Here is a 21,720-nt window from a genome sequence, read left to right on the forward strand (position 1 = left end):
GGCAGCGCCTAGACCGCGGGAATCTCGTCGTCGTCCTCAGGGTCGACGACCTCCACGTGCACGGCCTCGGCGGGCGCGGACTCGGGCGCGGCGTCCTCGGCCATGGCGGCCACGCGGTCGCTCACGGAGGAGACGGCGTCGCTCACCTGGGAGGACGCGTCGGCGACGGCGTTGGAGAGGGACTCGCGGAGCTGGTCCATGCGCTCGCGGGCGAGGTCGACCTTGGCGCGGAGCTCGTCGGTCTTGGCATCGACGGTGGGGCGGAAGTCGTTGATCTTGTCGTTCACGGCAGAGGCGCCGCGCTCGTAGGTGTCAACGGCGGAGTCCCACGCGTCGTTCATGGCATCGGCGGCCATGGCGCGGCTCTCGGCGCCGGAGCGGGGAGCCAGCATGAGGCCAGCGATGACGCCGGCACCGGCGCCCACGATGCTGCCGAGGATAAAGCCAACGGTCTTCTTGTTCATGTCTTCCTCCTGTCGGTCTGTGCTATGCGGGGCGCGCGTGCTGCGCCGACTTGCGTCTGTTGCTGCTAGCGGACGAGGTGCGGGCGAGGGGCGTCGATGGAGTCCCAGGGGTCGGCGGGCTTGGCGGGCTCGGGCTCCGTCTCGGCCTCGGGCTGGGGCTCCGGTTCCTCCGCCTCAGGCTGGGGCTCCGGATCCGGCGCGGGCACGGGCTCCGCAGGTACGGGTGCGAACTCAGGCTGGAGCTCAGCCTGAACCGGCTCCGGGGCGATAAGAACGGGCGCAGGCTCCGCAATCGGCTCGAGGATGCCGGTCTCCCCCGCCCCCTCGGGCACGAGCGGCTCCTCCATCTCGACCGGCTCCTCTTCGAGGGGGAGCGGCTCGGGGCTGGGATACGGCTCGGGCTCCGCAGGCGCCGGGGCAGGCGCCGCGACAGGCTGCTCCTCAACGGAGGGCGTCGCGGGCTCCTCGTCCTTCTCGGCAGAAGCTGCGGGCTCCTGGGGCTGCTCGTCCTTCTCGCCCAGGCTTTCCACGAGCGCGACCAGGCCCTCGACGGTGGCGGCCACGTCCGGGCGCGGGTCGCCGGCGCCGGAGAAGGCCCACTGGAGAATCCACACCGCGCTCGAGAGCGCGCCGGCAACGAGCACGTCATCCGGGCATGCCAGCGTGATCTGATAGAGGCGGTCCCCCACTTGCGTGGTGCGGCCGCTCGAGATGTCCCCGGCGATGTCCGTCTGGGCGAGGAGCTCGACGGTCACGTGCTCGAGCAGGTGCGCGAGCTCCGTGTCCCCGGCCACCTCGGTGAAGCGCTCGGAGGAGTCTCCCAGGCAGACGTGGTCGACGAGGCCGGGCAGCAGGTCAAACACGTGCGCCGTGGCCTCGATGTCATCGCTCGTCATGACGGGGGCGCTCGGGGCAAGGGCAACCACGGCCTCGAGGTTCCTCGGGCCGACCGTCACCTTCTGGATGTCAAAGAGCTGGGCCATCGAGCTCCCTCCCTTGGTCCGCGGCGGACGCGGGCGACTGTGATTCACCCATTGTAGTGAAACTCGGCGGCGGAGGTTCTACTCCTTCGACGAGTCAACGCTCTCCTCACCCTCAGCGTCCTCCGGGGCATCCTCGGCGGGCGGCTCGGGGGCGATGACGCGGAGCATGGAGAGCCGGCGGCCGCGCATGGACTGCACGCGGAACTGGTAGCCGTCCTTCTCGATGACGTCGCCGGGGCGCGGGAGCTTGTCGGCGAGCTCGAGCACGAAGCCGGCCACGGTCTCGTACTCCTCGTTGTCCTCGATGGGCCAGCCGAGCTCGATGGCGTCATCGATGGAGAAGCGGCCGTCGACGAGCCACTCGCGGTCGGAGAGCTGGGTGAGGTACTTGTTGTCAGGGTCGAACTCGTCCTCGATCTCTCCGACGACCTCCTCAACGATGTCCTCGACGGTGATGATGCCGGCCGTGCCGCCGTACTCGTCAACGACGATGACCATCTGGTCGTGGCTGGACTGCATCTCGGAGAGCAGCGGGATGATGTCCTTGGTGTCCGGCACGTAGTCGGCCGTGCGGACATGCGCGGCAACGGGGTCTGCGCCGCGGCCGTCGTCGAGGATGGGGCTGATGAGGTCCTTAATGTGCGCGATGCCCACGATGCGGTCCACGGAGTCGTGGTAGATGGGGATGCGCGAGTAGCCGGTGCGGCGCATGACGGTGAGGACCTCGGAGAGCGTGGAGGTGTCCTCCATCGCCGTCATGTCCACGCGCGGGACCATGACCTCGCGGGCGATGGTGTCGCCGAGGTCGATGACCTCGTGGATCATAGACTTCTCCTGGTCGGAGAGCTCGTCGGCGTCCGTCACCATGTACTTGATCTCCTCCTCGGAGACGCCCTCGCGCTCATCGGCGGAGGCGATGCCCAGGAGGGCGGAGAGGCCGTTGGCGGACTTGGAGGTTAACCAGACGAAGGGGCGCGCGACGTGCATGAACGTGCGGATGACGCCCGAGACCGACTTGGCCACGCCCTCGGAGTCCGCGAGCGCGATGCGCTTGGGGACGAGCTCGCCGACCACGATGGAGAGGTAGGAGACGGCAAGCGTGATGATGACGGGGGCGAGCGGCTGGGCGATGGCCTCCGGCATGCCGAGGCTCATGAACCATCCGCCGAGCGGATCGGAAAGGCTCGTGCTGGCAAAGGCCGAGGAGGCAAAGCCGACGAGCGTGATGGCAACCTGGATGGTGGCGAGGAACTGCCCCGAGTCAGCGGAGAGCTTGAGGACGGCCTGCGAACGCTTGTCGCCCTCCTCTGCCTCCGGTTCGAGGATCGCTCTCTTTGCGGATACGACGGCCAGCTCCGACGCGGAGAAATACCCGTTGGCGAGCGTGAGCAGAAACGTGACGACAATACTAATGGCTACGTCCATGCGCTTGTGCGCGACCTCCTTGGTCCTGGGTCAGATGCGTGCCTCCGACAGGGACGATGGAGTCATCGGCACAATGGACTGATTTTAGCAGGTCCGGGGTGTGGGCGCACCTGATGCTACCGAAGGCTTAGCCCCCTCCCGGTCGCGTCTGCGCAGCTGGGCCCTTGGTGCGAAAAAGTTGAGCAGCGCTGCGCAGTCGGCGCCTTGGTGCGAAGGGTTTTTGAGGGGTAGACGAGTAGCGCCGTCGCGCCAACAGGCGTTTTGCAGAACCCGCTCGCCCCCTACGGCCCCCGAATCGCCTCATAGGCCAAAAAGGCCTTCGCACTAAGGGCCTGACTGCGCACCGGAAGGCCGTCATTTCGCACCAAGGGGCTGATTGCGCACGGAGCGTCCTCGACCGATGCGAGGGTCAGAGAACAACCCCCTCGTAAGGATGCTCGCGCTCCCAGTCGGCGACCTCCTTGCTCACGGGGCCGAACAACATCTCGCGCAGTTCGCGCCGCCTCCCGAGCATGGCCTCAGACGCCGGACGACGGCGCAGCCCCATGCCCTCCGCAAGCTGCGTCATGAAGCTGTTGAGCCGGTCGTTTGCCATGAGGTCGTCGTTCATGAGCCTCATGACGTGATATCCCTCCCGCTCGAAGGCGCGGCGGCGTCGCTCGTCCCTGCCTATCGCCTGGGCGCTTGCGTGAAACTCGTCGCTCTCGTACTCCACGATCATCTTCTTGTCCGGCCAATAGAAGTCGGGCGTGAGGGTGTCCGTTCCAACGATTGCCTCGAGCTGCCCGGACAGCTTGATGGGCTGGTTCATCGCAAACCCCGGCATGAAGAACCCGCCCATCGAGCGGGGCATCATGAGCGAGATGGCAACGTCCGTCTCTCGCGGGGAGTTTGAGTTGGGCGCAACAAGCTCCAGGGCGCGGCAGGCCCGCGTGGCGCCGCGAACGCGCATCGCGCGCCCTGAGAGGGCATACCCCCTCAGCTCGCCGAGGTCGACGAGCGGGCGGAGGTCCTTGACGAGCTCGCCCGCCGCGTCGAACCCGTAGGACCCCGTCATCTCATAGGCAATACGCGCCAGGTCCACGAGGGAAGCCACATACGCGAGCTGCACCAGGACGACCGGCATCCGGCAGACGGCCACGTCGTCATCTATATAGAAGAGATTGGGGAAAGACATGGGTGCGGAGCAGGAATGAGGGGTCACGAGCGGGTTCCTTGCCCGCTCGGACCTCTTGGGGGCAACAACGTCTATCGGGGCGGCGGCGCCAAGCAGCTCGATGGCGCGCCGCGCGCGCGAGCCCACGTCCTGAGGCAGGCGGCCGTACGTCCGCCCCACCGCCTCAGGCTCCTGGAGGTCGGACGAGGCCACGCGGGCCGCGCGCCAGAAGTCGAGCGCCGTTTGGTAGCCAATGATCAGCTTCTGTTCCGCCATGCCATCACCCTTTTCTTTAATAAAGTATTCTTAATATATTATATTTGAAAAGGGAATGCCAGAAAAAACCGCCCGGACGTGCGGGGCGCCCGGGCGGTCGTTCTTCTCAGCTTCTGCGATTGCTACGCCGTGAGCTCCTTCACGGCCTCGGTCGCGGCGGTGAGCTGCTCGTCAGAGGGAATCCAGTTGATGGCAATGGTCTTCACCGGCATCTGGAAGCCCGCGGCCTCGAGCTCCTTGGCCACGTTGTTGGGACCCATCGGCGCCCAGCCGTAGGAGCCAAACGCCAGGCCCACGCGGTTCTCGTTTTTGGGCGAGAGGCCCTTCATGTACGTGAGGAAGCTCGCCACCGTGGGCAGCATCTGGCTGTTGAGCGTAGGCGAGCCCACGCAGACGTACTTGCAGTCCAGGAACACGTCCAAGACGTTGGAGATGTGGTTCTCCTTGAGGTCCATGAGCTGCGCCGGAATGCCGGCGGCAAGGAAGCCGTCCACGAGCGCGCGGGCGATCTTCTCGGTGGAGTGCCACATGGAGTCGTAGACCACCACGGCGCGCTCGCGCACCTCGCCGGAGACAAAGCCCTCGTACGCCTTGAGGATGTCCTCCACGTGAGAGCGCCAGATCACACCGTGCGCCGGGCAGATCATGTCGAGCGCGTCCGGGCCGAGGCCGCGCACGGCCTTCACGGCCGCGGTGGCCTGCGCGCGGTACGGCTGCACGATGTTGGCGTAGTACTTGCGCGCCTGGTGCATGACCTCGCACATGTCGTTCTCGTCGTCAAAGCGGCCGGAGCTGGCAAAGTGCTGGCCAAAGGCGTCGTTGGAGAAGAGGATCTTGTCGTAGGCGTCATAGGTGACCATGTTGTCCGGCCAGTGGACCATGGGCGTCTGCACAAAGGTCAGCGTGCGCTTGCCAATGCAGAGGGTGTCGCCGGTCTTGACGCCGTGGTAGCCCAGGTCGCCGAAGTGCGCGGTCATGTTCTTGACGCCCTGCGGCGCGGAACAGTAGATCTCCGCCCCGGGCGCGAGCTCGTGGATCACGGAGGTGGATCCGGAGTGGTCCATCTCAACGTGGTTGGCAATGAGCACGTCGATCTTGGACGGGTCGATCACCGAGGAGATGCGCTCGAGGAGCTCGTCCTTGAAGGTAATCTTGGCGGTGTCGATGAGCGTGACCTTCTCGTCCAGGATGAGATAGGCGTTGTAGGTGATGCCGGCCTCGGTGGTGTACCCGTGGAACTCGCGCGCGTTCCAGTCGAGCGCGCCGACCCAGTAGACATCCGGCTTGATCTGAACTGCGGAGAGCATGGCTACCTCCTATTGATGAGCTGTGACGGAACGGCCTCAATCCTAGCAGAACGGGCGGTCGGCCCCGGGGAACCGACCGCCCGCGTGGGGGTCACGATGGTGGGGCGCGCAAAAGCGGCCGTCCCTTTTGCGCGCTACTTCTCGCCGGCGGCGCGGCGGGCGGCGTAGTCATCCGCCAGGCGCTGCTGGATGTCGTGCGGGACCTGCTCGTAGCCGGAGACCTCCATCTCAAACTCGCCGGTGCCGCGGGAGAGCGAGCGCAGGCGGGTGGCGTAGTCGGTGACCTCGGCGTACGGGACGGTGGCGGAGATGGTGGTCTCGCCGGCGGTGGCGCCGGTGCCGGCCTCCATGCCCTCGACGCGGCCGCGGGAGGCGGAGACGTCGCCCATCACGGAGCCGGCATAGCTCTCCGGCACGGTGATCTTGAGGTGCGCCATGGGCTCGAGCAGCACGGGCTCGGCCTGCGCGACGGCCTTCTGGAAGCCGATGCGCGCGGCGGTCTTGAACGCCATCTCGTTGGAGTCGACCGGGTGGTAGGAGCCCTCGTAGACGGCGCACTTGACGTCGATCATGGGATAGCCGGCGAGCACGCCCTCGCGCATGGTCTCCTGGACACCCTTGTCGATGGCCGGGATGAAGCCGCGCGGGATGTGGCCGCCCACGACCTCGTCCACGAACTCGTAGCCGGCGCCCGGGTTGGGCTCGATGCGCAGCCAGCAGTCGCCGTACTGGCCGGCGCCGCCGGTCTGCTTCTTGTGGCGGCCCTGGGCGGAGGCCACGCGACGGATGGTCTCGCGATACGGAATCTTGAGCGCCACGGTGTGGGCGGTGATGCCCGCGCGGTCCTCAAGACGGTCGAGAAGGACGCTGACCTGCGCCTCGCCGATGGCGGAGATGACGGTCTGGCCGGTGTCCTCGTCGCGCTCCACCTTGAGGGTGGGGTCGGCGTCCGCGGACTTCTCGAGGAAGGCGTAGAGCTTGCCCTCGGTGCCGCGTGCGTCGGGCTCGATGGCAATGCGGTAGAGCGAGTTGGGGAAGCGGAACTCGGCCGCCTCGACCTTGCCGGTCACGGAGAGCGTGTCGCCGGTCATGGCCTCGAGCTTGGGAACCACCACGATGTCGCCAGCGGCTGCGGACTGGACGTCGGTGGTCTCCTTGCCGCACATCTGGTAGAGGTGGCCCAGGCGCTCGGACTTGCGGGTGCGGGCGTTGGCGAGCTCCATGCCCGGCGTGACGGTGCCGGCGAGGACCTTGAGGAAGGAGAGGCGGCCGTTCTGCGGGTCGTTGAGGGACTTGAACGCAAAGACCACGGGACGCTCGTCGTCCTCGGAGATGTCAAGCTGCTCGCCGTTCACGAGCGGGATGCGGCCAAAGTCGGCCATGGTGGGGAACCACGCCACGGCGGCGTCCATGAAGGAGATGACGCCCTCCTCGCGCACGCAGCTGCCGGCGAAGACGGGGACGAAGACGCGGTCGCGGATGGCCTTGGCCAGCAGGCTCTCGAGCTCCTCCTGCGTGACCTCCTCGCCCTCGAGGTACTTCATCATAATCTCGTCATCCGCCTCCACGACGAGCTCGGTGAGCTGCGCGCGGGCGGCCTCGGCGGCGTCCTTGAACTCGGCGGGGACGTCCTCAACGACGGGCTTGCCGCCCTCGAGGTGGCGCGCCGTCATGTGGACGACGTCGATGATGCCCTTGAAGGCCTCGCCGGAGCCCATCGGGATGGTCACGGGCGCGAGGCTGTTGCCAAAGCGGTCCTGGAGCGCGGCCATGGCCACGTCAAAGTCCGCGTCCGGGCGGTCGATGCGGTTGACAAAGAGCGCGCGGGCGAGGCTCTGCTCCTCGGCCGCGTACCACAGGCGGGTGGTGATGGTGCCCGGGCCAGAGGCGGCGTCGACCATGAAGAGCGCGGTCTCGCAGGCGCTCATGGCGGCGTAGGCGTCACCCACGAAGTCGGGGTAGCACGGGGCGTCGAGCACGTTCAGGCGCGTACCCTCCCAGATGATCGGGGCAATGGAGGTGGAGATGGAGAAGCCGCGCTCCCCCTCCTCGCCGTCGTAGTCAAGCGTGGGCTTGGTGCCGGCGTGGCCGCCGAGACGGGTGGTACGCCCCGTCAGGTGAAGCATGGCCTCGGCCAGCATGGTCTTGCCCACGCCGCCTTGGCCCACAAGGACCACGTTCTTGACCTTCTCCGTTCCCTTTGCAGCCATGATGCCTCCCTTGGACGGGGTTTATGCACGATGTGACTCACCTTACCCACGTTTGAGGGCGGCGTTACGCACATATCGGGCAACGGGCGAGAAGAACGGTGAGGGCGGTGACCTGACAAAGGCGATGACAAAGGCGACAGGGTCGTTTGTCATCGCCTTTGTCAGGTCACGACTCGGGGTTCTTCTCGCCCTTCTTGGGCAGGCGGCCTGCGCGACGCAGGGCGTCGCGCAGGATCCACTCGACCTGCCCGTTGGCGGAGCGCATCTCGTCTGCGGCCCAGCGCTCCACCGCAGCCCAGACCTCGGGGTCTATACGCAGGGGATATTGCTTGCGCGCGGCCACGTCGTCAGAGCCCTACTGGTAGAGGGAACCGGTGTTGAGGACGGGCTGGGCCTCGGACTCGCCGCAGAGGACGACCATGAGGTTGGAGGCCATCACGGCCTTGCGGTCCTCGTCAAACTCCACCACGCCGCCGTCGGAGAGCTCCTTGAGGGCCATGTCCACCATGGAGACCGCACCCTCGACGATCTTCTTGCGCGCGGCGATGATGGCCTCGGCCTGCTGGCGGCGCAGCATCGCCTGGGCGATCTCAGGCGCGTAGGCCAGGTGCGTGAGGCGGGCGTCGTCCACGGAGACGCCGGCGGGGGCGAGGCGACGGTCGAGCTCCTCCTTAAGGGTGGCGGAGACCTCCTCGATGTTGGAGCGCAGCGTGATGGACTGGTTGGAGGCGTCGTCGTCCTCCATGTGGTCGTAGGCGTAGACGCTGGCCACGTGACGCAGCGCGGTCTCGGTCTGCATGGCCACGTAGCTGGGATAGTGGTCCACGTCGAAGAGGGCCTTGGCGGTGTCGGCCACGTGCCAGACCACTACGGTCGCAATCTCGATGGGGTTGCCCATCTTGTCGTTGACCTTGAGGCGGTCGCCGTTGAGGGTGCGGGCGCGCAGGGAGACCTTGGTGGAGAGGGCCTTTGCGGCGGCGGCCTTCACGGACGGGTTGCCCTCCTCCAGGCTGATGTCAACGGAGGCGCCGGTGCCATCCGAGCCCAGGCTGTGGCTATAGAAGGGGTTGGCCCAGTAGAAGCCAGAGTCGCGGACGGTGCCCACGTAGTTGCCAAAGAGCACGAGCACGCGGGCCTGGCCCGGCTGGAGCGAGAAGAAGCCGCTGCTGAGGATGATGGCAACGATGAGCAGCACGATGCCGCCGACGAGCAGCACGGGACCCGTAACGGGTGCGGGGACGCCGGCCTCCTCAGACGTGGCCAGGATGATGATGCCCTGGACCATGCCCCAGATGGAGGCAGCGTAGGCGGCGAGGGTGATGAAGAGCATGGGCCAGCCTGACGCGGCGCGGGCCTGCTTCTCTACGGTCATTTCCGTTCCTTTCAACGACGCTGCGGCCCCCTGTGGGTCGCGGTGCGCTGAGGTCATTGTGATATCACATTGGTCTCAGCGCAAGACCCGGTGGAGACGAGTCAGCAAACGGCAGGTATACTGGTCCGCATGGGATACAAGACGTACACCTGCCCGATTGCGCGCGAGTGCGGAGGCTGCGAGTGGCTCGCGGTCCCCTACCCCATACAGCTGAGGCGCAAGCAGGAGCAGGTCGAGGGGCTCCTCGGGGAGATGGCCCGCGCAGACGGCGGCTCGCTCGAGGCCATTCGCGGGATGGACGAGCCGCTGCGCTACCGCCACAAGGCGGCGACGCCATTTGCCCATGCGGCGCGCGGGCGCGTGCTGAGCGGCTTCTATGCGGCGGGGACGCATCGGATTGTCCCCTGCGCGGACTGCCTCGCCGAGGACGCGCGCGCCCGACGCATTCTGAACGCCGTTGCCCGAGTGGCCGAGAGGATGCACATCCCGCCCTATGACGAGGATCGCGGCACCGGCGTGCTGCGCCACGCCGTCGTGCGCTGCGGGTACGCGACCGATGACGTGATGCTCGTTCTGGTGACGCGCGTGGACGAGCTGCGGGACCGCAAGCGGCTGGTGGGCGAGCTGAGGTCGGCCTGTCCCGAGGTCACGACCATCGTGCAGAACGTGAACGACCGCAGGACGAACGCGATTCTGGGGCGGAGGTGCCACACGCTCTTTGGCCCCGGCGTCATGTACGACGAGCTGCTGGGATGCCGCTTCGAGATTGGCCCCACGAGCTTCTATCAGACCAACCCCCGGCAGACCGAGGAGCTTTATCGGCTTGCAATCGAGGGCATCGCCGATGGGGAGAACGTGCTCGACGCATACTGCGGAACGGGCACGATTGGCATCTGTGCCGCGGCGCGGGGCGGCGAGACACGGATCACGGGCGTTGAGCGGGTCCCGGGCGCCGTGGCATGTGCGCGCAGGAACGCCGAGGCCAACGGCGTGGCGGAGCGATGCCGCCTCATTGCTGAAGACGCCACCGAGTGGATGACGCGCGAGGGCACGGCGGGCCGCTTTGATACGGTCATCATGGACCCGCCGCGGGCGGGGAGCACTCCCGAGTTCCTACATGGCGTGACGACACTCGCGCCCGCGCGCGTGGTGTACGTCTCATGCAACGTGGTAACGCAGGCCCGTGACCTCGAGGTGCTTCGCGAGCGGGGATATCTCATCGAGCGGGTAGTGCCGGTCGACATGTTCCCGCACACCAAGCACGTAGAGTCCGTCGTGACGCTCGCGAGGCGGTAGCCGGACGGCGCCCTGCGCAAACAGGCCCTTGGTGCGAAATAGTCCGACCCCGCTGCGCAGTCAGGCCCTTGGTGCGGAGCCTTTCCGGCTCAATTTGCTCCGCACGCCGGGTAGCGAGTGATTCGAGTTTATATTTCCACAGGTAGCGAGAGCGCCATCTTTTCCCCTCTCTCAAAAAGGCTTCGCACCAAGGGCCTGACTGCGCAACAGTGGGCATTTCTTTCGCACCAAGGGCCTGTTTGCGCAAAAAACGGGCCGTCGCCAGCATGGCGACGGCCCGCCCCACAGAGTCCAGAACCCGCGCTACGCCGGGTCAATGGCAACCGTCAGGTTATCCCGCACGTGGACGCGACCAACGGAGATGAGGCCCACGACCTCGGGATAGAGCTCATGCTCGATCGCATGGATGTGCTCCTCGAGCTCGTCGACCGACCAGCCCTCCTCCACCGGAAGCGCGCGCTGCGCGATGATGGGCCCCGCGTCGTAGTCCGCGTTCGCAAAATGCACGGTCACCCCCGTGACCTTGACGCCGCGATCGTAGGCGTCCTGAATCGCGTGCGCGCCCGGGAAGCTCGGCAGCAATGCCGGATGCAGGTTCACCACACGGTTGGGGAACGACGCCAGGATGGGGTCGTGCACCTTGCGCATGTAGCCCGCCATGATGACATACTCCACGCCATGGCGCTTGAGCTCGGCGGCGATGATCTCGTCGGCCTGCTCGGGGTCGGCGTAGACATCCTTCGAGAGCGTGAGCGTCTGGATGCCAGCGGCCTCGGCGCGCTTGAGCCCATAGGCGCTCGGGCGCGAGCTCACCACAAGCTCGATGGAGGCGTCGAGCGAGCCGTCCGCGATGCGGTCGATGAGCGCCTGCAGGTTGGTACCGCTGCCGGAGATGAGAACGCCAATCCTAACGCTCATCGTCGTACACGACCTTCCCCTTCTCGCCCGGCGTGCCGGCAATCACCTCACCCATGACGAACGGCGCAAACCCCGCGTCCGCGAGCGCCGCCATCACGGCGTCCTTGTCCTCGGCGGCGCAGATGACGCTCATGCCGACGCCCATGTTGAACGTGCGGTACGCCTCCTCGAGGGTGAGCTCGGCGGCGTCGACCATGTAGGTGATGACGGGCGGAATGTCCCATGTCGGCCCGGCCTCGCCGCCACGGTACACGAGCGCATCGAGCCCCTCGGGCATGGCGCGGTCCAGGTTCTCGGTGATGCCGCCGCCCGTGATGTGGGCCATCGCATGGACGGGGGCGCCGGCGCGCAGCGCCTTGAGCAGGCCGCCGGCGTAGATCGTGGTCGGACGCATCACGGCGTCGGCGAGGGACTCGCCGCCCAGCTCGGGAAGCGGCGTCTCCAGCTCCTCCACGGTCCTGCCCTCAATGGCGACCTTGCGCACGAGCGAGTAGCCGTTGGAGTGGATGCCCGAGCTCGGGAGGCCAAGGATCACGTCACCCTCGCGCACCTTGTCGGGACCAATCATCTTGGGCCGGTCGACCACGCCCACGACAAAGCCTGCCAGGTCGTAGTCGCCCTCGGCCATGACGCCGGGGTGCTCCGCCATCTCGCCGCCCACGAGGGCGCAGCCGCTCTTGCGGCAGCCCTCGGCGATGCCGCCCACGATCTTGGCCACGTGCTCGGCACGCAGCTTGCCAATCGCAACGTAATCAAGGAAGAACAGCGGCTCGGCGCCGATGGGCACCACGTCGTCCACGCACATGGCAACGAGGTCCTCGCCCACGGTCTCGTGGCGATCAAGCAGCTGCGCAATGGCAAGCTTGGTGCCCACGCCATCGGTGCCCGAGACCAGAATCGGGTCCTCCATGTCCTTGAGTGCGGCGGCAGAGAAGCACGACCCAAAGCCCCCAAGGCCACCGACGACCTCAGGTCGGTTGGTCGTTGCCACGGCCGCCTTGATGGCGTCGACGGCGCGGGCCCCCTCGGCCGTGTCGACGCCGGCATCCGCATAGCTCACGTGCTTGCTGTTCTCTGCCATCTCGCTCCTTTCCGCCAAAAGCCGCCCGAGGGGCCGTCCCCTAGGCGTTCAGGCATTGCTCCGCTTCCTCGAGCGGCATGCGCGAGGTCGCAGACGCCGCCTCAAGATTGTTGGGCTCGTAGCCGGGAAGGAACTTCTCCTCCCAGAACGAGCGGGGTATCTCAACGGGGTACTCCCCGGTAAAGCACGCCTTGCAGTAGCCGCCGCGCGGGACGCAGTCGAGCAGGCCGTCGATGGAGAGAAAGCCCACCGAGTCCGCCTCGATGTAGGCGCGGATCTCTTCGAGCGTCATGTTGGCGGCGATGAGCTGGTCCTGGTTTGCCGTGTCGATGCCATAGAAGCAGGGCCACTTGACCATGGGCGACGCCGAGCGCACGTGCACCTCGGTCGCGCCGGCGGCCTTGAGCATCCGCACGATCTGCCGCGAGGTGGTGCCGCGCACGATGGAGTCGTCCACCATCACCAGCCGCTTGCCGCGCACCACGTCCGGCAGGGCGTTGAGCTTCAGGCGCACGCCCATCTGCCGGAGCTCGGGCGTGGGCTGGATGAAGGTCCTCGCCACGTAGCGGTTCTTGATGAGCCCCGTCCCAAAGGGGATTCCCAGCTCCTGGGCAAACCCCTCGGCCGCGGGCGTGCCCGAGTCCGGAACGGAGATGACGAGGTCCGCCTCAACGGGCGTCTCCCGCGCAAGCCGGCGCCCCATGTTGTGGCGCATGAGGTAGAAGCTCGATCCGTCCTTCACGGAGTCGGGGCGCGAGAAGTACACGTGCTCAAAGATGCAGTCCGCCCGGCACCCCAGCGCACAGCCGCGCTCGGAGCGCAGGCCGTCATCCGAGATGCGGACGATCTCGCCGGGCTCGATCTCGCGCACGAAGGTCGCCCCCGAGATGTCGAGCGCGCAGGTTTCGCTCGCCACGACCCAGCCGTCATCGCCCAGCCGACCGAGAACGAGTGGGCGGATGCCGTGCGGATCGCGGAACGCATAGAGCGCGTTCTCGCGCACCAGCACCATGGCATAGCCTCCCTCGAGCATGCGCATCGTATGCGCAATGCCCGTGCGCAGACGCCCTGCCCGCTGCGTGAAGTAGCCGATGAGCTTTGCGGCGACCTCGGAGTCCGTGCTCGAGCGGAAGGGGACCCCCATCTCGATGAGCTCGCGCCGGAGGCTGTCAAAGTTGACCAGCGTGCCGTTGTGAGCCAGCGCAATGATCACGTCGTTGATGGTGGAGAGATGCGGCTGCGCGGACTCCCATCCCTTGGCGCCCGCAGTGCCGTACCGGCAGTGTCCGCACGCCACCTTGCCGGGCATGGCCGCGAGGTCGGCGTCAGAGAAGACCTGCGTAACGAGGCCGAGGTCCTTGCGGATAAGAACCGTCCGCCCGTCGCCCACCGCAATGCCGGCGGACTCCTGCCCGCGGTGCTGGAGGGCGCGCAGGGCAAAGTAGGTCATGCGCGCCACATCGCGCCCGGGAGCCCAGACGCCAAAGACGCCGCACTCCTCGTGCAGCTTGTCATCACATGGAGCCGGTGCGCCGGGGGCGCCGGTCGGCGTGACGTCGGTGGACCTTGAATGGAAATCCGTCATGTCAACCCCTATTCGCCCGCGGCCGCCGTGGCCGCGGCCGCCTCGGACTTGAGGGCGCACACCAGGATGGCACGGCCCTTGTCGCTGTCCTCGTAATAGCACGTGCAGAGCGAGACCGCCTTCGTCATGCCGTTGATGATCTGGGCGGCATCGCTGCGGGACGCCGCCGATTGCCCGAGCAGGCCCGAGAGGTAGGAGTGCAGCTCGTCCGTCGAGGCAAAGTTGAACTGGCGCACGTTGGTGTCGTCCGCGTTGGTCTGGTAGATGAACAGCGGCTCAAGCTCATAGCTCGCCTCCTCCGTCACGTACCAGACGGTGGAGACGCTGTCAAAGACCTGCTGGTCCTGCATGTCGGAAACCGGCTTGAACATGGACCCGTTGCGCAGGTGATGGCCATAGATGATCGTCTGCGCGTCCACCATGCCCGGCTTGACGTTCTCGTAGTCCAAAAACACCTGCCCGCCAAGGGAGTAGGTCCCCTCCGCGCTCGTATGCAGGTACTTCTCGTTGTCCTGTGCCTGGTAGACCGGGTAGTTGACGCCCGTCCCGGGAATCTGCACCCAGCCCACGACCTCGCCGTTCACGGCCTTGAGGCCCTCCCAGTCAACCTGCGGGGCACTCGAGCCGTCATCGGACAGGGTCGCATACTCGGCAAGCTCCTCGTTGATGCGCTCCTGCTCGCCGTATTGCCACTGGTTGTAGATGAACATGCCGCCGGCGGCGATGATCAGCCCAAGGCCCACCACAAACAGGATGACCGAGAGCACGCGTGCCACGCGCTTCCGCGGGTCGCGGCTCCGCCGACCAGAGAGGTCGTACGGATCGGTCTCGACAAAGTGGGGCTCCTTGCGGCGGCGGTTGTGGCCGCGCGAGACAGTCCCGGGGTCGGACACCACCGAGACAAACCCCTCGCTCGCGCGGGGCATGCCAGCCGCGTGCGGATTGCCTGCCGGGGCGTGGTACGACTCGTCGCCACCGCGCCGCGTGCGCAGGCGCCTGGGGCCCCCGCTTCCCTCCACATGCCGGGAGGGCGCGCCCGCCGCAGGGCGAGAAGGACGAGCGGAGCCCCTCGGGTCAGTCCCGTCGGGCTGCTTGAAGTGAGACGCCATGCGCGGCTCTCCTTAGGCCTCGGCCATCTGACGCTTGAACTCCACGGTCTTCTCGCGATACTCGGGCATGGTGGCGCCGAGGATCTGCGTGGCGTAGATGGCCGCGTTCTTGGCGCCGTTGATGGCCACGCAGGCCACCGGCACGCCAGACGGCATCTGCACCATGGAGAGCAGCGAGTCCATGCCACCGAGGTCGGAGGTCTTCATGGGCACGCCGATGATGGGCAGCGGCGTGAAGGCCGCCACCACGCCGCCCAGGTGCGCTGCCTTGCCGGCGGCGGCAATGATCACCTTGAGGCCGCGGTCGGCGGCGCTGCCCGCCCACTCGTGAACCTTGTCGGGCGTGCGGTGAGCGCTGGCGATGACCAGCTCGTACGGCACGCCAAGCTCCTCGAGCTGCTTCGTGCATGCCTCCATGGTGGGCATGTCGGACTTTGATCCCATGATGATTCCCACGAGCGGCTGGTCTGCCATGATGCTCCTCTCGACTCATTTGCTGCCCTCCCAGTATACGCGACCAGCAGCAGGTCGCCACGGGCGCCCGGCGAGTCCACGCATGCTCACGCCTGCGCAGCGGCGGCCTCCTTGCTGGGATCTTGGACGATCACCGACGGCTCAACCTTCAGGGGCGGAATCCCCAGCCGAAGGTCGCGCTCCTGCTCCTCGCGCAGGCGCTCCCAAATCCACGTCCTGAGCAGGCTCTGGCGCGGCTGCCCGCAGCGGCGGGCCTGCTCGTCAATCTGCTTGATCATGTGTATGGGCAGGTCGAGGTTGATCTTCTTGGTGAGCGTGGTTATGAAGACGGTGTCGGGCTCGGGCTCTATCCATCTGGCATGCTCATCATCCAGGAAGTCGCTGATGTCCTCGCCGTTGTCGAACATCTCGTCAAACTCCTCGACGGTTATCCTTCTCTTGCCATCTTTTGAAACGATCATATGCCTCTACCCCCTTCTTTCTTGAGCGTCGTACGGAGATGATGCGCACGGCCTGCTTGCGATAGGTAATGACGGCGGTCCAATGCATCCCATTGATCATTCCGAACACCGCATACCGCTCGTTGTCGCTTCCCGGCTTGGCTGGCTTTTCAAGCACCGGCCCGCCCCAAAGCGCCTGCGCCGCCACAAAATCTATCCCGTGTTTCTCGAAGTTCTTCCTGCTCTTCTCTGGGTCCCACTCAAAGTCCTTTGGCCTCATCGCTCCTCCCCACTATAGCAAACATATCGATTCAGTATTGATTCGCTATCTTTTTGCCGAACACCCTAGCAGGGGCCGCGTACGCAAAGCTGACACCAAGCTCCCGGGACGCTGACGCACGGGCCGCCTTTCCGCAGGCACGAGCCCCCAAGACAGGCCGTGCGGAATTGAGTCGGCAATCTTTCCTCCACACGGACGGCACATCAGCGGGACGCGCCGAGGCAAATGGGACATTGTCGCCCCGCACGCCCCAAAAAGGGCTATCCTTGCCTGCGTACGCTGGTCCATCAGTCCGCGGACAAAGGAGAATCCCATGAACAACGCCAGCAATCTGCACCTCTACCAGCGCGAGGGCGGCTATCTGCCGCGCGTCGCGGCCGTCCACGACCTGTGCGGCTACGGCAAGTGCTCGCTCGGGGTGGCCATCCCCGTGCTCTCTGCAGCAGGCATCGACGTCTGCCCCGTCCCCACGTCGCTCTTCTCGGCGCACACGCGCTTTCCCAAGTTCTACATGCACGACACCACGCCCATGCTCACCGAGTACCTCGACGCCTGGCGCGAGGAGGGCATCCAGCTTGATGGCATCTACTCAGGCTTCCTCGGCTCGGCCGAGCAGGTCGACGCCATCCTGCGCCTCTATCGCGAGTACCCCAAGGCGCTGCGCATCGTCGACCCCGTCATGGGCGACGGCGGCGCCAAGTACCCCACCTACACCGACGAGATGTGCGAGGCCATGAAGGGCCTTGTGGACGGCGCGGACGTGCTCACGCCCAACCTCACCGAGGCCTCCATCCTCACGGGCATTGCCTACGCAGGGCAAGACGTTGACGAGGGCTACATCAAGGGCATGATGGACGCGCTTCTGGGCATGGGCGCCAAGTCAGTGGTGCTCAAGGGCGTTGTCCACGAGGGCGAGAGCATCATCCGCAACTACGTGAGCGTGAGAGGCGGCGACGTCGAGGAAGTCTCCGGCGAGCTGCTGCCCTACATGCTGCACGGCACGGGCGACCTCTTTGCGTCCGGCCTCACCGCCGCCATCTACGCCGGCGAGAGCCTGCTCTCCGCCGTCGAGTTTGCCGGCGGGCTCGTGCGTCACGCGATGGAGATCACCCCCGCTCAGCCGGACTACCAGGTCCGCGGCGTCAGCTTTGAGAGCGTGCTCGGAGACGTGACCGCGCTGCTCGCGTAGCGCTCCGTCCCACCAAAACGCACCAACCGGCCCCGCCCCAGAGGCGGGGCCGGTTTTTTGCCGAGCGTATCGCCAGGCGCGCACACGCCTCTCTTTGAGGCGCCCTTGGACCCCATTGTTGCGGCACGTACGCACTCGTCCCCGCCACGGGACCGCGCAAAAGGCGCCCCGCAGCAAAAACCGCCCGCGGAGTCCAGCGACCCCGCGGGCGGCAAAGCTCTCAGTGATGGCGCCTAGAGGCAGAACCCCACAACAATTGCCAGCTCACGACCACTGTTGCGGTAGTAGTGCGGGCTGCCCTCGGGCGTGACCGTCATGTAATAGTCTCCGGCGCTCGGCTCGGGCGTGCGGAGCCACCAGTCCTCGCCGCTGGACAGGCGCAGGTAGTCAAAGCCGTCGTTCCACGTCACGCCGGCATCGGCATAGACCTGGTACTGCTCGCCCTCCATCTGGTATCCAACGTAGTCGCTGTTGGTGGTCTGCGCGGCCACGTCCCCGGACAGCTCGGAGCAGGAGGGGATCCACACGCTCTCGGAGGTGAGCGACTGCCCACCGCCCGCCGTCACGGGGTTGTTGGTGGTCTTGCTCACAGAAACGATCGAGCCGGCCAGCTCCTCGGGAAGCTCCGCCATGAAGGACTGGTTGAGCCACGAGCACAGGGAGGTCTGCCCCCAGGCAACGGACTCGACGGAGGCGTTGAGGGGCTGGGTGCCCACGGACGCGCGCGCAACAAAGCTGATGCCCGCAACGCCCGAGCCGTCGGCCTTGTCATCGTGGCGGAAGCCGGCAATGGTCACGGGCACCACCGTGCCGTCAGAGAGCGCAAGGTCCTTCGTGTTCTCAATGCTCAGCCTGCCCGAAGCGTCGCACAGGTTGTACTGCTTGGCAATCTCAAGCCCCTCGTCGTCGCTCGACGCGGTGGCGATAAGCGCGGAGATCTGGGAGAGCTCCTCCCAGGAGTAGTCCGCAAAGGCCGCGCGCACCTCGGGGGCGCCCTCCTCCGCAGCGGGCTCCTCTTCCTCCTCCTGCGGCTGAAGGGTCTCAACGGGCTCGGTCGAGGGCTGTTCGACGGGCGGCGCCGGCTCGTCCTTCGGCGCAAACGGCCCCAGCCAGCTCGTGGCAACGGCGTAGCATACGCCGCCAACCAGAACTGCCGCCAGGGCACCGCACACGCCCAGGACAATCCGCCGGTCGGGCTGGAAGCCCCTCATGCGTTCGCCCACGCGGGCGGCCCCGTCCCTCACGCGACCAAACGCCTCGGTAGGAAACGACGCGCCGGCCGCCTCGCCAGGCTGGGGCGCAGGAGCCTCAAATCCCGCCTCCTCGCCAACCGCGCTACGGGCCGGCATGCTCGACGTGTCGTCAAGCTCGTCCTCCGCAACGGGCTCCTTGCCAGCCACAATCTGCGGTTCTGGCTCGGCAGACACCACGGGCGCGGCGGCCTGCGGCTCGGGCATGGCAAAGTCGACGGTCTTCTCCAGATCCGGCGCCTCGGAAGCCGGCGTGGGTTCGACGGCCTCGGGGCGCTCGGGCTCCGTTGGCCCCTGCGCGGCAGAGGCGGACGCGGCGGCGCGCTCGCGGGGAGGCCTCCTCGCCGGAACGGCCTCCTCCGGCCGCAGTGCGTCATACGAGGCGTTATAGTGCGCGTAAGGCGAGCGACGAGAAGCGCTCTGACTGCTGTGGGGGACATACGGCCGCGGAATGCGCGGCGTCACCCTGACCGCTCGGGGCGGCGGGGCAACGGGCACCAGCGGCACCGCGCCGGCGGCCATGGGATCGAGGGGCTCCTCGAGCTTCTTGGGAGCCGGCACCTCCTCGACGGGAGCACCGCATCCGGGGCAGAAACGAGCCTTCTCGGGCAGCTCCTCACCGCATTTCTTGCACTTCACGTTGGGTCCCTTCCCTAGCTCTCCAAGCTTTTACGTTAACACGAAGCAGGTAAAGGAATCATCAGGACCTTACACGTCTTCGATAGACGGCGTGGAGTAAAGGGGCAGTTGAGGCGCAGCAACGGGTAAGCCCCTGACCGCCGGACGAGAAGAACGTGCCGCCCGGGCGCTAGTCCTTCTCGCCAGGTCTCTCGCTCACGACCGCCGCCCTCTTGCCGGAAACGGCAACGTCCCAGCGCACGCGGCCCGCAGCCTCGGCGGGAAGCGGCCCTTTGTCGTAGCCCTTCTCGGCAATCTGCGCAAGCGCGGACCGGGCAAGCGCCAGGAGCTCCTCGTCAGAGGCGTCACGCGCAAACTTGACCTCGATCGTCACAAGCGGACGCGGACCCCAGACAAACGGGGAGCTCTCAGGCTCAATGCGGATATCCGGCCTGCCCCCTCCGTGCTCGCGGTTTGACAGTGGATCGCCATACCCCGGCATCCCCACAAGAAGGCAAAGGAGCAGCATGTGCACGCCATTCTCGGACGTCAGGTCAAACGCGCTGCCGAGTCACGCAAGATACGTGCGAGCCCCCCCAAGCACGGCCGCATTCCCGCCAGCAACCGCATCATGGAGCGCGGCAAGGCGGCTCTGCCCGCCCGCAACGCCAGCGAACCTCTCAACGACCTCGGACCGATAGAGCTCCGCAATTTCCCTGTTGGGAATCCTCAGCCTCCGGGGGACGCGCGTGTTGTTGGGCAGCGCGGTGTCCTCCGTGGTGAGATAGCCCGCAAGATACAGCATGCTCCAGAGGCCATCGCCCTTGAGGCCCATCTCCGGGAAGACGATGCTCAGATCAAGCGGAGCGCGCCCAACGCCGCCGGGCTCGAGAGACGCCGTCCGGCGGAATCTCAAAGAAGGCCTTGAGCATCGTCATGTTGAGCGTCTTACCAAATCGACGAGGGAAGCAAAAGAAAGTTGCCGCGTAGCCCGAGTCAAGAACGTCTGCTATGAGCATGGTCTTGTCCACCACGACCGAGGACTCGGCCGCTGGCTCAAAGCCGTCACGCCCAATGGGAAGCATCTTTCTGCCCGTACGGTCGATGAGGCGCGCCCCGGGAGCGCGCACGATCCCGTCCTTAATCTCAAGCTCCATGCCCACCTCCGCTCTCTCTTTTGTTCATATTAGCTAGGCTCCTGGACAGTATTTATCTGGCGAGAAGAACCTTGGGCCGAGACAGGAAAAGGGCCGCACGGGAACGGGAACCCGTGCGGCCCTTGCGGGTCGTCAGCTCTGTGTGAGCAGATTACTGCTCGTTGCGACGACGAAGGATGAAGCTAGCGGCGGCAGCCACGAGGCCAGCGATGCCGATGCCGGCAACCGCAGTGGCGTTGGTCGCGTCACCGGTCTCGGGGACCTCGGACTCGGCCTTCTCAGCCTCGGCGGCCTGGGACTCCTCGGGGGTCTGCGGAGTCTCGGCGTCCTCGACAGGAGCGGTGACGTCAGCGTTCCTCTCCCACTTAGCCCAGAGGGTCATATCAGAGGTGACGGGAGTGTTGAAGTCCCAAGCCTGGGTCAGCGCGGTGTCGGAGAACCAACCGAGGAAGGTGTAGCCCTCGCAGGTCGGAGCAGGCGGCTCGGCAACAGCCTTGCCGTCCTCAACCTCGACAACCATGTTGGTCGTGTTGGAGAGGCAGTCATCGAAGGTGACCGTGTGGGTCTCCGTGATGGGGTCAACGTTCTGCTCCCAGTTGGCGTAGACGTTAATCTCAGTCACGGTCTCGTCGGCAGCATAGCGGACAGTCGAGAGATCGGTGTAGAGGTGATCAGTATCGCCCTCGAAGTTCCAGCCGATGAAGGTGTAGCCGTCCTTGGACGGGCTAACGACGCCGCTCCACTCGGTAGTGCCATTCTTCACGGCGCCAGTGCCAAGAAGCTCCTCGCCGTCCCAATAGTTGACGTTGATGTAGTCGGCGTAGGGATCCTCGATCTTGGTCCAGTTGGCGTAGAGGTTGATCTCCTTGACGGTCTCGTCGCCAGCGTAACGAACAGTCGAGAGGTCCTTGTAAAGGTGCTCGGTGTCGCCCTCGAAGTTCCAGCCGTCGAACACGTAGCCGTCCTTGGTCGGGTTGGCGATGCCGCTCCACTCGTTGGTGCCGTTCAGGACCGCACCGGTGCCGAGCAGCTCGTCGCCGTCCCAGTAGTTGACGGTGACGTAGCCCTCGTACGGATCGGAGACCTCATCCCAGTTGGCGTAGAGGTTGATCTCGGTCACGGTCTCATCG

The 21,720-nt window shown here is 66.2% G+C and carries 22 protein-coding genes; 2 read left to right on the forward strand and 20 right to left on the reverse strand.

The features are described from left to right. Positions 1–8: 8 nt before the first annotated feature. The 8 genes from H6A23_RS06085 to H6A23_RS06120 all read right to left on the reverse strand — a co-directional run bounded on the left by H6A23_RS06085 (position 9) and on the right by H6A23_RS06120 (position 9,193). Positions 9–464: a YtxH domain-containing protein gene (locus tag H6A23_RS06085; RefSeq protein ID WP_204831307.1), complete on the reverse strand. Its 456-nt coding sequence runs from the start codon at positions 462–464 to the stop codon at positions 9–11. 65 nt (positions 465–529) lie between these two features. Further along, a complete protein-coding gene (locus H6A23_RS06090) occupies positions 530–1,447 on the reverse strand; it encodes a cyanophycin synthetase family protein (RefSeq protein ID WP_204831308.1) in 918 nt (305 codons plus the stop codon). A 78-nt stretch (positions 1,448–1,525) separates the two neighbouring features. After that, the gene (locus H6A23_RS06095) at positions 1,526–2,872 is read right to left on the reverse strand and encodes a hemolysin family protein (RefSeq protein WP_204831309.1); all 1,347 of its coding nucleotides are present in this window, start codon (positions 2,870–2,872) and stop codon (positions 1,526–1,528) included. A 409-nt stretch (positions 2,873–3,281) separates the two neighbouring features. Continuing rightward, the gene (locus H6A23_RS06100) at positions 3,282–4,304 is read right to left on the reverse strand and encodes a DUF559 domain-containing protein (RefSeq protein ID WP_204831310.1); all 1,023 of its coding nucleotides are present in this window, start codon (positions 4,302–4,304) and stop codon (positions 3,282–3,284) included. A 122-nt stretch (positions 4,305–4,426) separates the two neighbouring features. Continuing rightward, positions 4,427–5,611, reverse strand: a complete 1,185-nt coding sequence (locus tag H6A23_RS06105) for an FprA family A-type flavoprotein (RefSeq protein WP_204831311.1) — start codon at positions 5,609–5,611, stop codon at positions 4,427–4,429. Between the two features lie 134 nt (positions 5,612–5,745). After that, complete coding sequence (locus tag H6A23_RS06110) at positions 5,746–7,821, reverse strand: elongation factor G (RefSeq protein WP_204831312.1); 2,076 nt, start codon at positions 7,819–7,821, stop codon at positions 5,746–5,748. Positions 7,822–7,987: 166 nt separating this feature from the next. Next, a complete protein-coding gene (locus tag H6A23_RS06115; RefSeq protein WP_204831313.1) occupies positions 7,988–8,164 on the reverse strand; it encodes an Arc family DNA binding domain-containing protein in 177 nt (58 codons plus the stop codon). 12 nt (positions 8,165–8,176) lie between these two features. Continuing rightward, positions 8,177–9,193, reverse strand: a complete 1,017-nt coding sequence (locus tag H6A23_RS06120; RefSeq protein ID WP_204831314.1) for an SPFH domain-containing protein — start codon at positions 9,191–9,193, stop codon at positions 8,177–8,179. A 129-nt stretch (positions 9,194–9,322) separates the two neighbouring features. On the opposite strand from H6A23_RS06120, the gene rlmD reads away from it, so the two are divergent. Continuing rightward, complete coding sequence (rlmD, locus tag H6A23_RS06125) at positions 9,323–10,489, forward strand: 23S rRNA (uracil(1939)-C(5))-methyltransferase RlmD (RefSeq protein WP_204831315.1); 1,167 nt, start codon at positions 9,323–9,325, stop codon at positions 10,487–10,489. A 303-nt stretch (positions 10,490–10,792) separates the two neighbouring features. Here rlmD and purN read toward each other — a convergent pair whose 3' ends face one another. The 7 genes from purN to H6A23_RS06160 all read right to left on the reverse strand — a co-directional run bounded on the left by purN (position 10,793) and on the right by H6A23_RS06160 (position 16,376). Next, positions 10,793–11,407, reverse strand: coding sequence for a phosphoribosylglycinamide formyltransferase (gene purN, locus H6A23_RS06130; protein ID WP_204831316.1), 615 nt, complete (start codon positions 11,405–11,407; stop codon positions 10,793–10,795). Beyond that, complete coding sequence (gene purM, locus H6A23_RS06135) at positions 11,397–12,488, reverse strand: phosphoribosylformylglycinamidine cyclo-ligase (RefSeq protein ID WP_204831317.1); 1,092 nt, start codon at positions 12,486–12,488, stop codon at positions 11,397–11,399. Before purM ends, purN begins: the two co-directional genes overlap by 11 nt. Positions 12,489–12,528: 40 nt before the next feature. Beyond that, positions 12,529–14,073, reverse strand: a complete 1,545-nt coding sequence (purF, locus tag H6A23_RS06140) for an amidophosphoribosyltransferase (RefSeq protein ID WP_204831318.1) — start codon at positions 14,071–14,073, stop codon at positions 12,529–12,531. Positions 14,074–14,081: 8 nt separating this feature from the next. After that, a complete protein-coding gene (locus H6A23_RS06145) occupies positions 14,082–15,182 on the reverse strand; it encodes a class B sortase (protein WP_204831319.1) in 1,101 nt (366 codons plus the stop codon). Between the two features lie 12 nt (positions 15,183–15,194). After that, positions 15,195–15,656 (reverse strand): 5-(carboxyamino)imidazole ribonucleotide mutase, encoded by a 462-nt coding sequence (gene purE / locus H6A23_RS06150; protein ID WP_204831320.1) that lies wholly within the window; start codon positions 15,654–15,656, stop codon positions 15,195–15,197. Positions 15,657–15,742: 86 nt separating this feature from the next. Beyond that, a complete protein-coding gene (gene brnA, locus H6A23_RS06155; RefSeq protein WP_204831321.1) occupies positions 15,743–16,117 on the reverse strand; it encodes a type II toxin-antitoxin system BrnA family antitoxin in 375 nt (124 codons plus the stop codon). After that, positions 16,068–16,376 carry a BrnT family toxin gene (locus H6A23_RS06160; protein ID WP_204831322.1) on the reverse strand — a complete coding sequence of 103 codons (309 nt, stop codon included), beginning with the start codon at positions 16,374–16,376 and terminating at the stop codon, positions 16,068–16,070. Before H6A23_RS06160 ends, brnA begins: the two co-directional genes overlap by 50 nt. A 313-nt stretch (positions 16,377–16,689) precedes the next feature. Here H6A23_RS06160 and H6A23_RS06165 point away from each other — a divergent pair, with 313 nt between their 5' ends. Continuing rightward, entirely contained in the window at positions 16,690–17,565 is an 876-nt protein-coding gene (locus H6A23_RS06165) for a pyridoxamine kinase (RefSeq protein ID WP_204831323.1), read from the forward strand. A gap of 233 nt (positions 17,566–17,798) precedes the next feature. Here the strand turns inward: H6A23_RS06165 and H6A23_RS11700 are convergent, their stop codons facing one another. The 5 genes from H6A23_RS11700 to H6A23_RS06190 form a co-directional block, all read right to left on the reverse strand. After that, the gene (locus H6A23_RS11700) at positions 17,799–19,454 is read right to left on the reverse strand and encodes a DUF6273 domain-containing protein (protein ID WP_204831324.1); all 1,656 of its coding nucleotides are present in this window, start codon (positions 19,452–19,454) and stop codon (positions 17,799–17,801) included. Between the two features lie 169 nt (positions 19,455–19,623). Continuing rightward, entirely contained in the window at positions 19,624–19,962 is a 339-nt protein-coding gene (locus H6A23_RS06175; protein ID WP_204831325.1) for a hypothetical protein, read from the reverse strand. A gap of 42 nt (positions 19,963–20,004) precedes the next feature. Further along, positions 20,005–20,268, reverse strand: coding sequence for a hypothetical protein (locus tag H6A23_RS06180; protein WP_204831326.1), 264 nt, complete (start codon positions 20,266–20,268; stop codon positions 20,005–20,007). 22 nt (positions 20,269–20,290) lie between these two features. Continuing rightward, complete coding sequence (locus H6A23_RS06185) at positions 20,291–20,590, reverse strand: AAA family ATPase (RefSeq protein ID WP_204831327.1); 300 nt, start codon at positions 20,588–20,590, stop codon at positions 20,291–20,293. 151 nt (positions 20,591–20,741) lie between these two features. Continuing rightward, a partial coding sequence (locus H6A23_RS06190; RefSeq protein WP_204831328.1) for an InlB B-repeat-containing protein occupies positions 20,742–21,720 on the reverse strand: 979 nt, incomplete at its 5' end.

This window comes from Olsenella uli, from assembly GCF_016900775.1.
Taxonomy (GTDB): Bacteria; Actinomycetota; Coriobacteriia; order Coriobacteriales; family Atopobiaceae; genus Thermophilibacter; species Thermophilibacter uli_A.

Bases quoted from the DNA above. Each gene is read 5' to 3' on its own strand.
- H6A23_RS06160 (WP_204831322.1), bottom strand. From the start codon at position 16,376: ATGAGGCCAAAGGACTTTGAGTGGGACCCAGAGAAGAGCAGGAAGAAC.
- H6A23_RS06180 (WP_204831326.1), bottom strand. From the start codon at position 20,268: ATGGGCCTCAAGGGCGATGGCCTCTGGAGCATGCTGTATCTTGCGGGC.
- H6A23_RS06110 (WP_204831312.1), bottom strand. From the start codon at position 7,821: ATGGCTGCAAAGGGAACGGAGAAGGTCAAGAACGTGGTCCTTGTGGGC.
- purM (WP_204831317.1), bottom strand. From the start codon at position 12,488: ATGGCAGAGAACAGCAAGCACGTGAGCTATGCGGATGCCGGCGTCGAC.
- H6A23_RS06120 (WP_204831314.1), bottom strand. From the start codon at position 9,193: ATGACCGTAGAGAAGCAGGCCCGCGCCGCGTCAGGCTGGCCCATGCTC.
- H6A23_RS06165 (WP_204831323.1), top strand. From the start codon at position 16,690: ATGAACAACGCCAGCAATCTGCACCTCTACCAGCGCGAGGGCGGCTAT.
- H6A23_RS06175 (WP_204831325.1), bottom strand. From the start codon at position 19,962: ATGCTGCTCCTTTGCCTTCTTGTGGGGATGCCGGGGTATGGCGATCCA.
- H6A23_RS06105 (WP_204831311.1), bottom strand. From the start codon at position 5,611: ATGCTCTCCGCAGTTCAGATCAAGCCGGATGTCTACTGGGTCGGCGCG.
- H6A23_RS06085 (WP_204831307.1), bottom strand. From the start codon at position 464: ATGAACAAGAAGACCGTTGGCTTTATCCTCGGCAGCATCGTGGGCGCC.
- H6A23_RS06095 (WP_204831309.1), bottom strand. From the start codon at position 2,872: ATGGACGTAGCCATTAGTATTGTCGTCACGTTTCTGCTCACGCTCGCC.
- H6A23_RS06185 (WP_204831327.1), bottom strand. From the start codon at position 20,590: ATGGAGCTTGAGATTAAGGACGGGATCGTGCGCGCTCCCGGGGCGCGC.
- H6A23_RS06145 (WP_204831319.1), bottom strand. From the start codon at position 15,182: ATGGCGTCTCACTTCAAGCAGCCCGACGGGACTGACCCGAGGGGCTCC.
- purN (WP_204831316.1), bottom strand. From the start codon at position 11,407: ATGAGCGTTAGGATTGGCGTTCTCATCTCCGGCAGCGGTACCAACCTG.
- H6A23_RS06090 (WP_204831308.1), bottom strand. From the start codon at position 1,447: ATGGCCCAGCTCTTTGACATCCAGAAGGTGACGGTCGGCCCGAGGAAC.
- brnA (WP_204831321.1), bottom strand. From the start codon at position 16,117: ATGATCGTTTCAAAAGATGGCAAGAGAAGGATAACCGTCGAGGAGTTT.
- rlmD (WP_204831315.1), top strand. From the start codon at position 9,323: ATGGGATACAAGACGTACACCTGCCCGATTGCGCGCGAGTGCGGAGGC.
- purF (WP_204831318.1), bottom strand. From the start codon at position 14,073: ATGACGGATTTCCATTCAAGGTCCACCGACGTCACGCCGACCGGCGCC.
- H6A23_RS06100 (WP_204831310.1), bottom strand. From the start codon at position 4,304: ATGGCGGAACAGAAGCTGATCATTGGCTACCAAACGGCGCTCGACTTC.
- purE (WP_204831320.1), bottom strand. From the start codon at position 15,656: ATGGCAGACCAGCCGCTCGTGGGAATCATCATGGGATCAAAGTCCGAC.